13 protein-coding genes are annotated in these 14,602 nt (G+C 35.1%); 8 read left to right on the forward strand and 5 right to left on the reverse strand.

Features of this window, described 5'->3' with window-relative positions; genetic code table 11:
• Window positions 1-135: 135 nt before the first annotated feature.
• Window positions 136-1,947, forward strand: coding sequence for a penicillin-binding transpeptidase domain-containing protein (locus AC4BC4_RS07290; protein ID WP_490477258.1), 1,812 nt, complete (start codon window positions 136-138; stop codon window positions 1,945-1,947).
• A gap of 21 nt (window positions 1,948-1,968) precedes the next feature.
• Here AC4BC4_RS07290 and AC4BC4_RS07295 read toward each other — a convergent pair whose 3' ends face one another.
• Both AC4BC4_RS07295 and efbA read right to left on the reverse strand, forming a co-directional pair.
• Window positions 1,969-3,627: an IS1182 family transposase gene (locus AC4BC4_RS07295; RefSeq protein WP_490477359.1), complete on the reverse strand. Its 1,659-nt coding sequence runs from the start codon at window positions 3,625-3,627 to the stop codon at window positions 1,969-1,971.
• Between the two features lie 117 nt (window positions 3,628-3,744).
• Window positions 3,745-5,454 (reverse strand): fibronectin-binding protein EfbA, encoded by a 1,710-nt coding sequence (gene efbA, locus AC4BC4_RS07300; RefSeq protein WP_490477259.1) that lies wholly within the window; start codon window positions 5,452-5,454, stop codon window positions 3,745-3,747.
• 180 nt (window positions 5,455-5,634) lie between these two features.
• Here efbA and AC4BC4_RS07305 point away from each other — a divergent pair, with 180 nt between their 5' ends.
• Complete coding sequence (locus tag AC4BC4_RS07305; protein ID WP_490477260.1) at window positions 5,635-6,579, forward strand: DUF7916 family protein; 945 nt, start codon at window positions 5,635-5,637, stop codon at window positions 6,577-6,579.
• A gap of 44 nt (window positions 6,580-6,623) precedes the next feature.
• Here AC4BC4_RS07305 and AC4BC4_RS07310 read toward each other — a convergent pair whose 3' ends face one another.
• Complete coding sequence (locus AC4BC4_RS07310) at window positions 6,624-7,745, reverse strand: 5-methyltetrahydropteroyltriglutamate--homocysteine S-methyltransferase (RefSeq protein WP_438756120.1); 1,122 nt, start codon at window positions 7,743-7,745, stop codon at window positions 6,624-6,626.
• A gap of 687 nt (window positions 7,746-8,432) precedes the next feature.
• Between AC4BC4_RS07310 and AC4BC4_RS07315 the strand changes: the two genes are divergently transcribed.
• The 5 genes from AC4BC4_RS07315 (at window position 8,433) to AC4BC4_RS07335 (ending at window position 12,828) form a co-directional block, all read left to right on the forward strand.
• Window positions 8,433-9,095 carry a hypothetical protein gene (locus tag AC4BC4_RS07315; protein ID WP_490477261.1) on the forward strand — a complete coding sequence of 221 codons (663 nt, stop codon included), beginning with the start codon at window positions 8,433-8,435 and terminating at the stop codon, window positions 9,093-9,095.
• Window positions 9,096-9,185: 90 nt separating this feature from the next.
• Complete coding sequence (locus tag AC4BC4_RS07320) at window positions 9,186-9,779, forward strand: GNAT family N-acetyltransferase (protein WP_490477262.1); 594 nt, start codon at window positions 9,186-9,188, stop codon at window positions 9,777-9,779.
• A 371-nt stretch (window positions 9,780-10,150) separates the two neighbouring features.
• On the forward strand, window positions 10,151-11,140 hold the full coding sequence (gene trpX, locus AC4BC4_RS07325; RefSeq protein WP_490477263.1) for a tryptophan ABC transporter substrate-binding protein: 990 nt from the start codon (window positions 10,151-10,153) through the stop codon (window positions 11,138-11,140).
• A gap of 18 nt (window positions 11,141-11,158) precedes the next feature.
• Window positions 11,159-12,046, forward strand: a complete 888-nt coding sequence (locus AC4BC4_RS07330; RefSeq protein ID WP_438756116.1) for an ABC transporter permease — start codon at window positions 11,159-11,161, stop codon at window positions 12,044-12,046.
• The gene (locus AC4BC4_RS07335; RefSeq protein WP_438756115.1) at window positions 12,043-12,828 is read left to right on the forward strand and encodes an ABC transporter ATP-binding protein; all 786 of its coding nucleotides are present in this window, start codon (window positions 12,043-12,045) and stop codon (window positions 12,826-12,828) included. The genes AC4BC4_RS07330 and AC4BC4_RS07335 overlap by 4 nt, the downstream gene beginning before the upstream one ends.
• Before the next feature lie 25 nt (window positions 12,829-12,853).
• Here the strand turns inward: AC4BC4_RS07335 and AC4BC4_RS07340 are convergent, their stop codons facing one another.
• Window positions 12,854-13,324: a threonine/serine exporter family protein gene (locus tag AC4BC4_RS07340; RefSeq protein WP_438756114.1), complete on the reverse strand. Its 471-nt coding sequence runs from the start codon at window positions 13,322-13,324 to the stop codon at window positions 12,854-12,856.
• Window positions 13,325-13,336: 12 nt separating this feature from the next.
• A complete protein-coding gene (locus tag AC4BC4_RS07345; protein ID WP_438756113.1) occupies window positions 13,337-14,098 on the reverse strand; it encodes a threonine/serine exporter family protein in 762 nt (253 codons plus the stop codon).
• 250 nt (window positions 14,099-14,348) lie between these two features.
• On the opposite strand from AC4BC4_RS07345, the gene AC4BC4_RS07350 reads away from it, so the two are divergent.
• Complete coding sequence (locus AC4BC4_RS07350; protein WP_438756112.1) at window positions 14,349-14,555, forward strand: hypothetical protein; 207 nt, start codon at window positions 14,349-14,351, stop codon at window positions 14,553-14,555.
• Window positions 14,556-14,602 lie beyond the last annotated feature (47 nt).

A 14,602-nucleotide genomic window follows, 5' to 3' on the forward strand; every position in this document is an offset into this window, starting at 1 on the left:
TAAAAAAGAATAAAACCTAATTTTTCATTAAGAAAGCCGTCGTAAATGACAATTATTCTACTTATAAATTATAGTTAATAAGTACCTATTTATTTCACGGATAGAAAAAAGTTGATGAATGATTTGGAGAAAAAAATGAAAAAAATAAAAGAATTAATTAAAAATCGTAATCTTTCAACCTTAAAAAATCGTAAGCGAGTTGGCGTGATCGTATTATTTTTAACGATTGCTCTATTTTTATTATTTGTGATACGACTTTCATATATTGTAGTAACAGGTAAAGTTGCAGGTGTTTCTTTAGATGAAAAAACAAAAGAACTTTACCAAGTACACGAGACACTTGAAGCAAAACGCGGCTCAATTTTTGACAAAGATGGTAATGTCTTAGTGGAAGATTCTAGTGCATTTTCGTTATATGCGATTTTAGATGAAAACTATACTGATTTAGAAGGCAAAAAATTATACGTTCAAGAAAAAGATTGGCCAGCGATCGCAGAACTTTTTGAAAAATATGTGAAAATCGATAAAGCAACGACACTAAAGCAATTAAAACCTAGCGTAAATGAAGACGGAGAAGCCATTACAACAGTTGAGTTTGGAACAAATGGCAGAAATCTAAATTTTGAAACAAAAAGAAATATTGAAGAAGCATTAAAACAGCAAAATATATCGGGTATCTATTTTAGAGAAGAAAAAAAACGTAGCTATCAATCTGGAAATTTTGCGTCTTACTTTATTGGCTACACCCAAGAAGATGATAAGGGAAATGAAAAAGGTGTAATGGGGATTGAAGAAGCCTATAACAATAAATTATCTGGTAAAAATGGCTCTAGAAGTTTTGAAAAAAACTCTCCTTTAGGTGATGTAAAACCAGGTAGTGTAAAAGAAACAAAGCAGGTTGATGGAAGTGATATTTATACGACATTAGATAGTAATCTGCAATCTTACCTAGAAGAGTTATTGGACAATACGATGCAAAAGTATCAGCCAGAGCTTATTACAGCCACATTGATGGAAGCAAAAACCGGCAACATATTAGCTACTTCTCAAAGACCTTCGTTTGAACTGGATACCAAAAACGGATTGGGGGAGGCTGAGAATAGTTGGAGAAATATTCTTTTAGAAGATGTTTACGAACCGGGTTCAACAATGAAAAGTATGATGGTCGCAAGTGCAATCGAAGAAAATAAATTCAATGAAAGTGAGCAATTCACCTCAGGTAGTATTAAGGTTGATGATGCAACGATCAATGATTGGAATAATGGTGTCGGCGAAGGGAATATGACGTTTAGACAAGGGTTAGCGTGGTCAAGTAATGTTGGTATGGTGACACTTCAGGAACGTATGCCAGATTTATGGCAAGAATACCTTAAAAAATTTGGTTTTGGTCAAAGTACAAATTTTGGATTATCTGGTGAAGCAGCTGGAGAAATCCAAAATAAGACAACAGTCGATCGCGCAATGACCTCTTATGGACAAGGTATCTCTGTTACCCATTTACAAATGCTTCAAGCCTATACTGCTATTGCCAATGGCGGAAAAATGATGAAACCGAATATTATCAGCAAAGTGGTTTCCCCAACTGGAGAAGAAACAACTATCCAGCCAGAAAATGTTGGAACGCCAATTTCTAGTGAGACGGCTGGAAAAGTGTTGGCGTACATGCAGGATGTTACAGTAGATCCTAAATACGGAATGGGAAAAGAATATGCAATTGACGGACTAAATGTTTCTGCAAAAACGGGTACAGCAGAATTTTTTGAAAATGGTAGTTATCAAAAACAGGAGTATCTACATTCTGTCGTTACGATCACACCCACTGAAAACCCTGAGTATATTTTTTATATGACCCTTAAAAAACCAGTACTACAAGGTATTTCAGCAAACGACATTATCTCTGAGGTATCGAATAAATTGGTGAAACGAGCTATGGTTTCGCGTGATTAAAAAGAGCTTGGGACATAAGTCTTAAGACAAATAAAACAGAAGACCGAAAATCATAAAAATGATTTTTAGTCTTCTGTTTTTTAGTTTCTTGGGAGAATTATTCTTGTTTGATAGCTTATTTAGCCTATATTTTCTCAAATTTACAGCCATTAGCGCAAGCCCAATTTCATTGTGTGCCTGTTGTTTCCCTCGAACAGAGAACCGAGTGAACCCTAAACAAGCCTTCAAATGTCCGAAAGCTGGTTCGACGTCAATTTTTCGTTGACGATAGAGTTTACCTGTTTCTTCTTCTGAAAGCAGCTGTTGAATTCTTGCTTTAAAGTATTCCCAATTCATGTTCTTTTGAATCTCACGATTCTTGTCACTCTTCGCTTTTGTACACTGGCTTCGAAGAGGACAATTCGAGCAGTCTTCACATTCATACCGTTTTAAATAACGTTTAAAGCCATATTTATCTGTACGAATAGAATAGTTTCGAAAATTCATTTTTCGTCCGTTTGGACAAAGAAACGTATCATCTAATTCCTGATACGACCAGTTTGCTGGAAGGAACGGATTTTGTTTAAACTTTTTCTTCTGTTCTTTATGGTACATGGCATAAGTGATGAGTGGTGTTCGCTCGTGATCCTCTAAAACCGCTTGATAGTTTTCTTCTCCTCCATAGCCGGCATCTGCGACAATATAGTTTGGCAGATCAAAGAAACGCTCTTTTAAAGTGGTTAAAAAAGGGCGCAATGTTCGTGTATCTGTTGGATTTGAGAAAAGATCATAGCCTAAAATATACTGACTGTTCGTGGCGATTTGAAGATTATAACCTGCTTTCAACTGACCATTTTTCATATGATCGTCTTTCATGCGCATAAAAGTGGCATCTGGATCTGTTCTAGAATAGCTGTTTCGTTGTCCTAAAATCTGTCTATGTTTTTGATAAGCGAGTTTTCGCTCTTTAAAGTCTTTGAAAAGTTTCCTTAATTTTTTTGGAACTTTTCGTTTAGAACGAATTGATTTGCGCGTAATTCCATCCTTTGCTTGTTCGATTTTATCTGTAAACTTTTCGACAACATGCGCGAGATTTTCTTCAATCTTGCCTAATTCAGTGACAGATAATTCTTTTTCGGACTCGCGCTCAATTTCAGGAATAATCGTATTTTTCAATAGTTCATCATAAAGAAAGGTTGATTTTTCGGTGAGTTTTTTGTCAAAGTTATCAATGGATTTTCTCCAAACAAAGGTATATTTATTTGCGTTGGCTTCAATCTTTGTGCCATCGATAAAAATAGCTTCTTCATCGATTAATTGTTCCTTGACTAATTGACTACGGAATTGGACGAAGCACTCCCGAAGGAGTGTGTTCACTAAGGGATTCACACGGAAACGATTGATTGTTCGATAGCTAGGTTGATAGCTTTGAGTGAGCCACATCATGCGAATACTGTCTTTCGTCAACGCTTCAATCTTGCGACCAGAAAATACAGATTGTGTGTAGGCGCATAAAATCATCTTCATCATCATTTTGGGATGATAAGAAGAAGGACCCATCTGATGGTGAAAAGGAAGAAAACGTGCCTCGGGAATACTTTCCACTAATTGATCAATAACAAATGCGATATCATTTTTTTCTAACTGAAAACTAAAATCTAGAGGAAGAATGACTTGATTTGTGGTATAATTTTTAAACATAAGAACACCTCGCTTGTTTATTTGTGTAGTTACTTTTATTCTAGCAAAGGTGTTCTTATTTTTATAGAAAAAAATAATCCAGATGCCAATCAAGTTGATTGGTATCTGGATTTTTCGTTAGGACTTATGTCCCAAACTCTTTAATGTTTCTATAACTTGTTCATCTGGTGTAACAAAGATTGTTTTTTGATTTTCATAAATAACATATCCCGGTTTAGCGCCATTTGGTTTATGCACATGTTTTACTTGGACATAATCAACGGGTACTTGAGCAGACAAGCGATATTTAGAATAATAAGCGGCAAGATTTGCAGCTTCTGATAGTGTTTCATCAGATGGATCTGTATCCTTGATAATTACATGAGATCCAGGAATGTCTTTTGCGTGGAGCCAAATATCTGTTTTTCTTGCTGTTCTAAGAGTAAGCTGATCATTTTGCAGATTATTACGACCAACAAGAATTAGCGTACCATCACTTGAATAAAATTCTTCTGGTTTGCTTTTTTTTGGTTGTTTCTGTTTCTTTGTGCCACGTTTTTTTACATAGCCTTGTTCAATCAATTCTTCCCGAATCATCTCGATATCCATTGGACCAGCGATTTCTAATTGAGATAAAACAGACTCCAAATAGCTGATTTCTTGGTTAGTTTGTTCAATTTGTCCATGTACTACTTTGACTGCATTTTTTAGTTTTTGATATTTTTGAAAATATTTTTGAGCATTTTGATTTGGCGTAAGTGCTGGATTTAATTTTATTTTTAATAAATGATCTTCTTCGTAATAATTAGGTAATTCAACGAATTCAGCGCCCTTTGGAACTTGAGTCATAAATGTCGTCAAAAGTTCACCGTCACGTCGATAATTTTCAGCATGTTCTGTATCGGCCAAAGTTTGTTGAAGCTTTATAACTTTACTTTGATTTCGTTTTAGTTCATTTTCGATTTTATGAATCAATTCGCCGCCTTGTTGTTTTACACGGTCTTTTTCAGCTTTACCGCCATAAAATGCATCTAGTAGTTTACTAAGATTTACAAAATTTTCTTGTTTTCCTTTCAGAGATGCAAAAGGAAGCGGCGTAAAGAATTCTTTATTTTCCCTAATCGTTAATGTTGGTGAAATTTCATGTTCAATCATCGACCAAAAGGTTTTCCAAACAGGCATTTTCTCGTTTGGTTGCCCATTTAAAAGAAACGCTAGCTCATCTGCTGTGTCTTTCCCTAATCCTTGAAATTGACTTTGTAGGTATTTTCCATTAATTTCGCTTGTTTTTGAAAGAATGTCAAAAACTTTTTCTTTAGTCGATAAGAAAGGATTTTCTAAATTTTGTTTGGGAGGATCAATGTATTCAACACCAGGGAGTAGTGAACGATAACTATTTTGAGAGCTTCCAATATGTTTGATGGCATCTAATATCTTGCCGTTTTCCTTATTTATCAAAACAATTGTACTATGTCTACCCATCAATTCAACGATTAGAACGATATTTTGTAAATCACCTAGTTCATCTCTTTTTGAGAAAGTAAAATGAATCACTCGATCATTATCGATTTGATGGATCCTTTCCAAAATAGCTCCTTCAAGAAATTTACGCAGCATCATGACAAAGTTTGGTGGTGTACCAGGATTGGCATAAGCGATTTCGGTCAGTTGGATCCTTGCATAACTTGGGTGAGCTGATAGAAGTAATTTATGATTTTTTCCCTTAGTACGAATAATTAAAATAATTTCATTTTCATAAGGCTGGTGAATTTTTGAAATTCGGCCTGTGGCGAGGGTCTCGGATAATTCTGAGACCATTGCATGAGTAAATACGCCATCAAATGACATAAACATCCCTCAATTCTATATACATAATAATACTATTATAACGGAGTTCTTTTTATTTAGAAAGGAAGTGAGAAATAAAAGCTCAAGAATGTGAATTTGATGAATCGATTTAACAAATGACTGCGCTTTCCTATAATATTTAGTATAATATAACTAGATTTAGTACAGGGAGGAAATATCATGGTAAAAAGATTAATCAGTGCTAGTTACAGTGAAGTCGCAAAAATGACGGCGGAGGAGCTTAAACAGTCAATCAAAGCGAGCGAAGGTCGGACGATTTTGTCAGAAAATGTCGTTATAGCATCGCCTCAAGCTGGAGATATTAGTAATGCAGAAGTTGCTGCTGCATTTGGAGCAGATTTAATTTTATTAAATGTTTTTGATTGCTTCAATCCAATCGTACAAGGAATTCCAGGTATGTCTTTTGATGAGGTCATGAGCTATTGGCAGAACCCAGAGTCAAACAAAATAAATCCAATTCCTATTTTAAAAGAGCTGGTTGGACGTCCAATCGGAGTAAATTTAGAACCAGTTGATGAGTCATCGGCTATGTTTAGTGATAAATTAACCATCAGTTCTGGCCGCATAAGCTCAAAAGAAACGATTCAAAAAGCAGAAGAAATGGGCATTGATTTTATTTGTTTGACAGGAAATCCCGGGACCGGTGTGACTAATTTGGAAATTGCCAAAGCAGTTAAAATAGCAAAAGAAAATTTTTCTGGATTGATCATTGCTGGAAAAATGCATAGCGCAGGCTCAGATGAGCCAGTTGTTTCTATGGAAGCCGTAAAAGCATATGCAGAGGCTGGCGCGGATATTTTATTATTACCAGCTGTTGGAACTGTACAAGGTTTTGCAGAGGAAAATATGAAAGAGGCAGTAGCTATTGCAAAAAAATATAATTTATTAACAATGTCTGCGATTGGAACTAGTCAAGAAAGCGCGAATAAAGAAACAATTCGACAAATTGCATTGACCAATAAAATTTGTGGGGTCGACATTCAGCATATTGGTGATGCCGGATATGGTGGACTTGCCCCAGTTGAAAATATTTATGAGATGTCTGTTGCCATTCGCGGAATGCGTCATACGATCAATCGAATGGCTCGTTCAGTGAATCGATAACAAAAAACAAGAAGCTGGTTTTATCCAAAGCTTCTTGTTTTTTGTTACGCATCTGGCCAAATTTGTTTTGCTGTATCAACAACTAATCTTACTTTTGCCCATTGTTCGTCCTCAGTTAAATAATTTCCTTCTTCTGTAGAAGCAAAGCCGCACTGAGGAGAAAGACAAAGATTTTCTAAGGGAATATACGTTGTCGCTTCCTTAATTCGCTTAGTTAAATTTTCTTTTGATTCTAATTCTGGAAACTTAGAAGTGACTAAACCAAGGACCACTTTTTTTGTGGGATCATTTTTGTAAATTTGTGCTAATGGTTCAAATCCACCTGAGCGGTCATCATCATATTCTAAGAAGTAGCCATCAATAGCCAATTGTGCTAAGTACGTCGCAACATGGTCATAAGCTCCTGCAATTGCCCAATCAGATTTATAATTGCCGCGGCAAACATGCATTGTAATTGTCAAGTCATCGGGTAGATCCTTCAGTAATTTGTTCACAACGGAAACACCAGCCTCACATTGCTGTTGCCAATGCTTGATTTCGTCTTCCGTCTTAGCATTTTCAATAAACCCAGTATACATCCCCCAAGAAGTATCATCGAGTTGGAGATAACGACAGCCTAAATCATAAAATTTCAGAATCGTTTGATGATACGCTTTTGCCAAATCATCGATAAACGCATTCTCATCTTTGTAACTTTCATAAGTAAATGTATCACTCTTACGATTGAAAAGTAACGTTGGAGAGGGAATTGTAGCTTTTGCACTAATTCCTTCAGGTGTATGCTGCTTTAAAAAAGTAAATGCCTCAAAAAAAGGATGATTCGGATTGAAGGAGACTTTATCTGAAATTTCATAAGAAGCTGCTCTTGTTTCAACTTCATTAAATTGATAGCCATGTTCAGGTGTTGTTTGTGTTACCCCGTTTAATCCCCAAAGAAAGTCTAGATGCCACCAACTTCGGCGGAACTCACCATCTGTAACGGCTTTTAAGCCGTTTTTAACTTGTAGGTTGATTAATTCAATGATGGCTTGATCTTCAATTGTTTTTAGTTCTTGAGCAGAAATTGTTTGATTTAAAAAATTTTCTCTTGCAGTTTTTAATGTCGTAGGTCGCAAAAAGCTACCTACTTGATCGTATCGAAATGGAATCTCTTTAATAATTGTCATGTTGTTGCCTCCTTTTTAGTTGTATGCGTCTTGCCAAATTTTTTCAGTAATTGTTTTTACAAAATTAATTTTCTTCCATTGATCTTTTTCCGTCAAGTGGTTTCTTTCATGTATTGATGAAAAACCATATTGAGGAGATAAGCAAACCTGATTTAGAGATATAAATTGACAGGCTTTGTTGATTCGCTTTTCAATGGTTCCTCTATTTTTGTCAGACTTGTTGGAAAATAAAAAAAGTCCAATACTTTTTTGCAAAAGTAAAGGACGATTGAACGCGTTACCACCTTTAATTCAAAAATCTCTCACAAGATTTTTCTCAATAGGTACAGATGCAATCAATACCTTAACGCTGTAATGGGCGTTCCCAATAAAAACTAAAAGGCCATCTTCCTGTTTTCTCAAATTATCTCTTTTCAGCTACCGAGACTCTCTCATTAATTTTCTAAAAACAGTACTCTTCTTTTCATCGTATTTTAATGTATTCATCATATTGAAAAGTATAGGCTAGAGAGATCTGTTTGTCAACCAATGAAAACAGATTCTATTATTATTGTTTTTTTATAATTATATAATTTTAAGTGAAAAACCTCCTTTTTTATTAAAAATAACGCTGGTATTATTTGTTATACTAGGCAAAGGAATCAAGTACTAGTATAATAGAGGTACAAGTAGCAGAGGAGAGAAGAAATGAAGAAGAATTTTGTAGATGTTAAAGATGATTTTGTCGCTTATTTAAATAGACAAAAAAAACTTACGGCAATCATGCTGGCCGTGATCGTGCTATTTATTATAAGCTTATTCATAGTAGTACCGAAAGTGCAAGCGAATATTCGTGCTTCTGAAATTAAGTCTTTAGTAAGCCAAGAAAAACTGGCAAAAAAAGCCAATTATTTAAATACTAAAACTGCTGATGAAGAGATCAAAGAAAAAACAGCAATGACGGTTTTATTCTCAGTACCTAGTGGAAGAACATATGAAAATGTCATTGATGTATTAAAAAGTTCTGAGCAAATGAATGATTTCAATCATAGTATTTATATCTATCCAATGGTTTACAATGTGGGTGAAATAGAAAAAAATTACGAAATCAAACAGAACGACGTAACAATTATTTTCTTTGAAAATGGAAAAGAAAAAAATCGAGTTATCGTGGATGAAAGTTTTGATGCAAAAACGATGCTTATTCCATCTTTGAATCAATTACCATTGTCTAGTTTAGGAGAGAGTATTCAGCAGCCACCAGCGCAAACGCCTAATACAACAGAGTCAACTCAACCACCAGCTGAAAATGCAAGCAGTGAAGAACAATCGATAGAAAATTCTGCAGAAGCGGATTCAGTTGCACAATAAAATCAATTTAGTAGAGAGAAGGGCTTGATATGAGAGAATTTATTCTATTCAGTTTATTGGGACTTTTTATGATGAAACCTAGAGTAAAGCGTGTATACGTTAGAAGTGAACGACGTGGCAAGAATTAAGTGGCGGACTTTGGCGACAGATTTAGTAAGAAAGAGGACTTGGCCTAAAACTGAGTCCTCTTTCAATCGTAATACGTCAAAAAAGGTCCGGATAACTGAAAAGATTCGTTTGATTCCTTTTGACAAGATTCGCAAAGAGTCCTTAAAATGGTATCAAGATCCAGAAAGTATGCGTAATATAGTTGGAATAAAAATTAGCTACACCAAAGAGCAAATTCAACAAATGTACGAATGGCAAAATGAGCATGGGCTACTTTATTATATTGAATATAATGGAGGGGATCGACCTCAAATAATCGGTGATGTCTGGTTAGCAGAAGATGATTACGCTATTGTGATCGACCAAGCATTTCGTAATCGTCATATTGGGAGAATCGTTACAAAATATTTCATCTATAAGTCAAAAAAATTAGGCAGAGATTTTATTACAGTTAGTGAAATATTTAATTGGAATAAAGCCTCACAAAAAATGTTTACAAATTTAGATTTTTATCCATTTAGAGAAAATAAAGATAGTTGGAGTTATCGTAGACGCTTAAAAAATCGTGAGACCTAAATAGAGTTCAAAATATTCTTTATTTAAATCAATTTTAGGCTTGACGAACAAATTCTTTATAGTGTAAACTGATTTTAACAGAAAAACTAGAGGGGTGAGTACATGAACGGGCTATCAAAACCAATCAAAGAATTGAATAATTCATGGCAAAACTGGCGTAGATAGTTGTATGTATGATACTCTCGTAGATACAACTTTAGAAGACAAATTCTAAATTTTGTATCTATGTCGGCTTATTAAAGATGATTTTTTGACCGCATAGAGGATCGTTCTATGTGGTTTTTGTTGATAAAACAACGACCGCTCCTTTTTAGGATTTGTCGTTGTTTTTTGTTTGAAATCGTTAAATTATAAGAGAGAGAGGAAAAAATATGAGAAAAAATCGTTTATCCGCTGTGGTAGTAATGATTGTTGTTTTTTTGATTGGATCATTTTTTATAGGAAAGAAAGAAACAGCAAAACAAAAACTTCCCACAGTTGGTGTCTTACAATTTGTCAGTCATCCAGCCTTAGATCAAATTTATAAAGGAATTCAAACTGGTTTGAAAGAAAACGGCTATAAAGATGGCGAAAATATGCAAATTGTTTTTCAAAACGGACAGGCGGATCAAAGCAAACTAGCCACAATGAGCCAACAATTGATACAAGAAAAAAAGTCAGATGTTTTGATTGGGATTGCAACGCCGGCAGCTCAAGCGCTTGCTAATACAACTTCTGAAATACCAATCATTCTTGGGGCGATCACTGATCCTGTCAGTGCCGGTCTGGTAGCCGATGATCAAAAACCAGGAGGCAATATTACTGGTGTAAGTGATAAGTCACCAGTTGCTGCTCAGTTTGATTTAGCAATGGAAATTTTGCCGAAAAGTAAAAAAGTTGGAATTCTTTATGCCTCATCTGAGGAAAATTCTAAATATCAAGTTGAAGAAGCAAAAAAGGTTGCTGAAGAGAAAGGGTTAGCAGTAAAAACATTTGCTGTTCCTTCCAGTAATGAAATAGCGCAAACAGTTCAAGTGATGACGAGTGAAGTGGATTTCATTTATATTCCGACTGATAATACAATCGCTAATGCAATGCAAACAGTCGTAAGCGAAGCCAATAAAACAAAAACACCGATTATTCCTTCAGTAGATACAATGGTTGAACAAGGTGGACTGGCTACAGTAGGGATCAATCAATTCGAATTAGGAGTTCAAACAGGAAAGATGGCAGCTGATGTTTTATCTGGAAAAGCAAAACCTGAAACGACACCGATTTATACATTTAAAACAGGGGATATCATCATCAATCAAAAGCAAGCAGAAAAATTAGGAATTTCAATTCCTGAAAATATCAAATCAAATGCAACCATTATAGAATAACCACAAGGAGAGGATCAAATGATAGTTTCAGCAATTGGACAAGGAATGTTATGGGCAATATTAGGATTAGGGATCTTCATGACATATCGTATTTTAAATTTTCCGGATATGACAACGGAAGGATCATTTCCACTTGGTGGAGCAGTTTGTGTAACAGCTATTACATCGGGGATTCATCCGATTTTTGCTACCTTGCTTGGTGTTTTAGCAGGGATGTGTGCCGGTCTTGTGACGGGGTTACTATTTACTAAGGGAAAAATTCCAGTAATATTGGCAGGAATATTGGTCATGTCAGGTTTAAATTCTGTTATTCTTTACGTGATGCAGACACCAAATTTATCTTTATTGAACAAACCAAAAATCCAAGATTTCTTTTTACAACTAAATTTACCTAATTATTACGATATCATTTTTTTAGGTGTAATTTTTTTAACAATTATTATTAGTTTATTACTATTTTTCTTTAATACGAATTTAGGACAAGCCTACATCGCAACAGGCGATAATGAACATATGGCACGTTCAATCGGAATTAAAACAGATTCTATGAAAATATTAGGATTGACGTTATCTAATGGCGTGATTGCATTATCTGGTGCGTTGATTGCCCAAAACGATGGTTATGCGGATGTCAACAAAGGAACAGGCGTAATCGTTATCGGTTTGGCGTCGATCATCATAGGTGAAGTGCTGTTTGGGGAATTGACCTTTGCAGAGCGCTTAGTCGCAATTGTTGTTGGAAGTATAATATACCAACTACTTATTTTACTCGTCATCAAATTAGGATTTGACACAACCTACTTAAAAATCTTTTCAGCTGTGATTTTAGCCCTATGTTTAATGATTCCACAATTGAAAAAAGCATTGAATTTACACTTTTTACCGCAAAAGGAGGGTGAAAAATGAGTACAGTTTTAGAACTTAGAAATGCAACAAAGCGTATTGATAATGGACTGAACGAAACAAAAACGATTTTAAATCACGTGAATTTAAAAATTGCTCAAGGTGAATTCGTCACGGTACTTGGCGGAAATGGTGCAGGTAAGAGTACGCTATTTAATAGCATTGCTGGAACCTTAGCTTTAAGTGAAGGTGAGTTGTTCATCAATGATCAGAATATTACAACCTACTCAGAAGAAAAAAGAGCCAAATACTTAGCTCGTGTCTTCCAGGATCCAAAAATGGGAACTGCGCCAAGAATGACTGTTGCTGAGAATTTACTCTTAGCTAAGTATCGAGGAAAAAGACGTGGATTTCGTTTGCGTAAAATAAATGAAGAACGTACTTTATTTACTAAAATCTGCAGTGAAGTTGGTAATGGACTAGAAAATCATCTAGATACTCCGACAGGCAATCTTTCCGGAGGACAGAGACAAGCATTAAGTCTATTGATGGCAACTTTGACGAAACCTGAGTTACTGCTTTTAGATGAACATACAGCAGCATTAGATCCTAAAACGTCTAAACAATTGATGCAGTTGACAGACCAACGAATCAAAGAAGGGCAATTAACATGTTTGATGATCACTCATCGCATGGAAGATGCTTTACGTTATGGGAATAGACTGATCGTGTTACAAAAAGGTCAAATCATCAAAGATTTGAATCAAGTAGAAAAAGAAAAATTGACCTTGCAAGATTTACTATTGTTCTTTGAAGAAGAAGCAGAAGAAATCGCTCTTGACTAAAAAAGGTGTGAAACAAAAGTGAAAGTTACTTTTGTTTCACACCTTTTTTTAGTACTGATTTATTTTTGTCTACTATTTTTTTTAACAGACGTTCAACAATTCCAGTTACCATAAAACCAGCTGCAATTGCTCCTGCGGTCATGATTACTTTAATAATTGAATGTGCTCCTCCAATATAATCACCTAAAACAATATTTCTAACTGCTTGATAGGCAGGTCCACCTGGGACTAAAGGTACAAGACTAGGAATATTAAAAATCGTCATTGGCATTTTTTTTCTGCGCGAAAAATAGATACTTAACAAACCAATACCCATCGCACCAAGAAAATTAGCAAAAATGTCTCCTGAGTCCATATTTTTAGTAGACCAATAAATCATCCACCCAACAGCTCCAGTTATACCGCAAGCGTTTAACACTTTTCTAGGAACATTTGTAACAATTCCAAAAGTAACTGTGCTTAAATAGCTGAATAAACAATGAATAACCACTTCCACTATCATTTCCCCTTACATAAATAATTTAAATACGATCGCAATGCCAATGCCAATCGAACCAGCAACAAATATTGCTTCGGTTGCACGCGCCGTTCCACTTAATAAATGACCTGCTAGAATATCTCTGAATGAATTTGTGATCGCAACACCAGGTACAAGGGGCATAACAGCACCGATAATAATGTTATCAATATTTACAGCTAAGTGAAATCTGACAGCTAAATAAGCGAATAAACCAATTGTAAAAGCAGCTAGAAAATCATCCAAAAACTTAATATTCAGTAAATTCTTGGCAAAAAAAGAAACGCCAAAGCCGACCATGCCAATGACAAAAGTCGCTAAAAAATCTTGCCAAGTTCCACCAAATATATACATAAGTGTACAACTGACCAGTCCTGCTGCAAAAATTTGTAATGAAACAGAATAAGTTGGCGCTTCATGATCGATATTTGAAAGTTTTAGATTCAATTCTTCTAAAGTGATTTCTTTATTCGCAAATTTTCGTGAGAGGTTGTTCACGATCGCTACTTTTTCTAAGTTGATACTTCGCTCTGTTACGTTTTCTAATTGGGTATAATTACTGGAACGAAAGCCCATGAAAAGACCTGTTGCTGTGACATAGCTAACACTTTCTTTTTGACCAGCATTTTCAGCAATTCGGTTCATTGTATCTTCAACGCGATAAACCTCAGACCCACTTTCAGTCATTATTTTACCAGCCATTAAACATGTATCTAAAATAAGCTGTATCGTTGATGGTTTCTTTTCTTTCATAGATCCAAAACTCCTTACTGTAAACGTTACACTAAAATTAGTGTATCACTTTTCTTAACCATTTTAAATGGATAGACCATTTTACCAGTCGAAATAGATAAATTTAAAGCCTATTTGTTTAGATTATCCTTAAAATTATAAAGAAACACTAAAAAAACATAGGAAACTTCACAGATACCCAAAAGATCCTTGCATTTTCTAATCAAAAGTCCTATCCTTATAGGTAACAAACCAAAGGGGTCTAGATATTATGGGTAAACAATGGTCACTTTATTCAGTAAGCAGTCTGATTTTACTTGTATTGTTAAAAATAACCTTCGATCAAGGACATATAGGACTAAGCGTATTTTTACTCTTTCTCTTACTAATTCAAGTGACAGGAACCGTTATCTGTGTTCATCAAAAAAGACATAAAAAAGAAGAGGTTGGGACAGAAGCGTTTAACTCCGAGAAATAAGTTGCTTCTGCTCCAACCGTTTATTCAGATTCTTTAAGGCTAGGGTA

The organism is Enterococcus sp. AMC1086 (genome assembly GCF_058216575.1).

Coding starts and splice junctions, on each gene's coding strand:
- AC4BC4_RS07350 (WP_438756112.1), top strand. CDS start 14,349: ATGGGTAAACAATGGTCACTTTATTCAGTAAGCAGTCTGATTTTACTT.
- AC4BC4_RS07290 (WP_490477258.1), top strand. CDS start 136: ATGAAAAAAATAAAAGAATTAATTAAAAATCGTAATCTTTCAACCTTA.
- AC4BC4_RS07310 (WP_438756120.1), bottom strand. CDS start 7,745: ATGACAATTATTAAAGAGATTCCATTTCGATACGATCAAGTAGGTAGC.
- AC4BC4_RS07335 (WP_438756115.1), top strand. CDS start 12,043: ATGAGTACAGTTTTAGAACTTAGAAATGCAACAAAGCGTATTGATAAT.
- AC4BC4_RS07330 (WP_438756116.1), top strand. CDS start 11,159: ATGATAGTTTCAGCAATTGGACAAGGAATGTTATGGGCAATATTAGGA.
- AC4BC4_RS07305 (WP_490477260.1), top strand. CDS start 5,635: ATGGTAAAAAGATTAATCAGTGCTAGTTACAGTGAAGTCGCAAAAATG.
- AC4BC4_RS07315 (WP_490477261.1), top strand. CDS start 8,433: ATGAAGAAGAATTTTGTAGATGTTAAAGATGATTTTGTCGCTTATTTA.
- trpX (WP_490477263.1), top strand. CDS start 10,151: ATGAGAAAAAATCGTTTATCCGCTGTGGTAGTAATGATTGTTGTTTTT.
- AC4BC4_RS07345 (WP_438756113.1), bottom strand. CDS start 14,098: ATGAAAGAAAAGAAACCATCAACGATACAGCTTATTTTAGATACATGT.
- efbA (WP_490477259.1), bottom strand. CDS start 5,454: ATGTCATTTGATGGCGTATTTACTCATGCAATGGTCTCAGAATTATCC.
- AC4BC4_RS07295 (WP_490477359.1), bottom strand. CDS start 3,627: ATGTTTAAAAATTATACCACAAATCAAGTCATTCTTCCTCTAGATTTT.